General features: G+C 73.3%; 3 protein-coding genes. 2 read left to right on the forward strand and 1 reads right to left on the reverse strand.

From position 1 onward, the window contains the following. Positions 1-28: 28 nt before the first annotated feature. Positions 29-760, reverse strand: a complete 732-nt coding sequence (locus VR45_RS18680) for an alpha/beta fold hydrolase (RefSeq protein WP_045940930.1) — start codon at positions 758-760, stop codon at positions 29-31. 261 nt (positions 761-1,021) lie between these two features. Between VR45_RS18680 and VR45_RS18685 the strand changes: the two genes are divergently transcribed. Both VR45_RS18685 and VR45_RS18690 read left to right on the forward strand, forming a co-directional pair. Beyond that, positions 1,022-2,053, forward strand: a complete 1,032-nt coding sequence (locus VR45_RS18685; RefSeq protein ID WP_045940931.1) for a medium chain dehydrogenase/reductase family protein — start codon at positions 1,022-1,024, stop codon at positions 2,051-2,053. 151 nt (positions 2,054-2,204) lie between these two features. Next, the coding region (locus VR45_RS18690) for a maleylpyruvate isomerase N-terminal domain-containing protein (RefSeq protein WP_045940932.1) at positions 2,205-2,540 on the forward strand (336 nt) is incomplete at its 3' end.

Below are 2,540 nucleotides of genomic sequence, written 5' to 3' on the forward strand. Positions count from 1 at the left end.
GTGCCGACAGCAGCCGGCCGGGGGGCGGTCAGCCGAGGTGGCGGGCGAGGAAGCGCAGGGTGCTGTCGAGCTCGAAGGCCGGGAGGTCGCCGTGCCCGCCGGGGTTGGCGTGCAGGGTCTTCTCTGCGGAGCCGAACGCTTCGAAGAGGGCGAGGCCCGCCTCGCGCGGCACCCGCTCGTCGTCCCACTGCAGCAGGAACTCCACCGGGACGGTGATCCGCGCGGCCTCCGCCGCCGAGGCCAGCGCCCCGCCCAGACCCAGGACCGCCGCGCGGACCCGGGGTTCGGCGGCGACGAACGGCACGCCGAGCCCGCAGCCCAGCGAGACCCCCCAGTAGCCCACCGGTCCGGCGCCGACGTGGTCGAGCCGCTGGACGGCGTCCAGGACGGCCCGCCATTCCGGCACCGTCCGCCGCGCCACCAGGGCGTGGAACTCGGCGAGCAGCGGCCCCGGGTCCGCGCCGGCCGCGATCCGCTCCTGGTTGGCGATCGCGAGCCGGTTGTACTCCTCCTGGGCCGGGCGGTCGCCGTGTCCGGGGACGTCCGGGGCGACCACCGCGAAGCCGCACTCGGTCACGAGCCGGCGGGCCCGGGCGAGGATGCCGGGCTCCTTCTTGTGTTCGCCGCCGCCGTGGCCCAGCAGGACCAGCGGGCGGGTGGTGGCGGGGCCGTCCGGCGTCCACAGCGCGGCGGGGACGTCGTCGACGACGAAGAGCTGCTCGTGGATGCCGTCGGAGGAGGTTTCAGAAGTGAAGTGCATAGCGTTCGGGCCTTTCGGGATGCCTGGTGCGGGCAGCCCTCAAGCCATGCGAGGGAGGGGTGCCCGACGGGTTGCAGCGTTGATCGGTCCCACCTCCTCGGGTCGCAGCGGCGCACGGCGGGAGCGAAAGTATCACGGCGATCTTGAACGGTGCACTCAGTTAGAGGGTCTCACGATCGCTCTTGACGCTCACAGCTCGATGGAGTTATAACTTATAACGAACACGAAAGCATCTGCCGAACAAAGAAGGAGAACACGATCATGGGTGACGAGCGTCTGCTCGAGGTCGTACTGCCGGGCATCGTGGCTCCGGAGGGTCTTGAGCTCCGGTACGGGGTCGTGCCGGAGGCCGGGCGGGGCCGGATCGTGATCGGCGTCGAGGCCACCGGTGTCTCCTTCGCCGAGCAGCAGATGCGCCGCGGCCGGTACTACGACCAGCCGCCCTTCCCCTTCGTGCCCGGCTACGACCTGGTGGGCCGGGTACTGGCCACCGGCGAGGGCGTCGACCCGGGGCTGCTCGGACAGCGGGTCGCCGCACTGGTCAAGGTCGGCGGCTGGGCCAGCCATGTGGTGGTCGACGCCGCCGACGCCGTACCGGTGCCGGACGGCCTCACCCCGGCCGAGGCGGAGACCGTGGTGGTCAACGGCATCACCGCCTGGCAGATGCTGCACCGCCGGGCACGGGTGCGCGCCGGACAGACCGTCCTGGTGCACGGCGCGAGCGGCGGCGTCGGGTCCGTCCTGGTCCAGCTCGCCGGCGCGGCGGGCGTCCGGGTGATCGGCACCGCCTCCGCCCGCCACCACGACGCCCTGCGCGAACTCGGGGTCGAGCCGGTCGACTACCGCGCGGGCGAAGTCGCGGCCCGGGTCCGGGAGCTGGCACCGGACGGGGTGGACGCGGTGTTCGACCACGTCGGCGGCCGCAGCGTGATCGACTCCTGGAGCCTGCTCGCCCCCGGCGGCACGCTGATCGCCTACGGCAGCGCCTCGACCCGGGACGACAGCGGCTCCAAGCAGTGGCCCGTGCTCAAGATCCTCGCCCGCACCTGGCTCTGGAACACCCTGCCGAACGGCCGCCGGGCCCACTTCTACAACATCTGGGCCGGCCGGGGGCTGGGCAAGGACCGCTTCCGTGCCCGGCTGCGGACCGACCTCGGCGAGGTCTTCGGCGCCGTGCGCCGCGGCGAGGTGACGGCCCGGGTCGCCGCCGAACTCCCGCTGGCCCGCGCCGCGGAGGCACTGCGCCTCGCGGAGTCCGGCACGGTCGGCGGCAAGATCGTCCTGACGCCCTGACCGGCCCGTGCGGCGCCGGTCGGCCCCCGGCCGTCGAAACTGCCGGAGCTGCCGATTGTCACTGGTGGGGCCTATGGTGAGGGTGAACGACTTCGTGGCGGGCGGTGCTGCCGCCCGGGTCGATGCCTGATGAATCTGGAGGGGATGCCGGATGTCCGTCGACGGTTTCGCGCTGCTGGCCGGGGCCCACGAGTACCTGCTGACCGTGGTGCGCGGGGTGCCGGAGGGTGCCTGGGGCGCGCCGACGCCGTGCAGCGAGTGGACGGTGCGTCAGGTGCTGAACCACGCGCGGCTCGACCAGCAGGCGCTGGTCATGCAGATCACCGAGGAGGCGCCGGCCGGGGACCCGTTCGACCCCGCGGACGCTCCGGCGGACAGCAGTGGCGGCGACGCGGTGGCCGAGCTGGCGCGGGTGCTGGAGGGAGCGGCGAAGGCCTGGGAGTCGGTCCGGGACGCCGAGAGCGTGCCGACGCCGATGGGGCAGATG

It is taken from the genome of Streptomyces sp. NRRL S-495, from assembly GCF_000966955.1.
In the GTDB taxonomy this organism is placed as follows: Bacteria; Actinomycetota; Actinomycetes; order Streptomycetales; family Streptomycetaceae; genus Kitasatospora; species Kitasatospora purpeofusca.

Excerpts from the sequence above, each read along its gene's own strand:
- VR45_RS18680 (WP_045940930.1), bottom strand. The coding sequence starts at position 760 with ATGCACTTCACTTCTGAAACCTCCTCCGACGGCATCCACGAGCAGCTC.
- VR45_RS18685 (WP_045940931.1), top strand. The coding sequence starts at position 1,022 with ATGGGTGACGAGCGTCTGCTCGAGGTCGTACTGCCGGGCATCGTGGCT.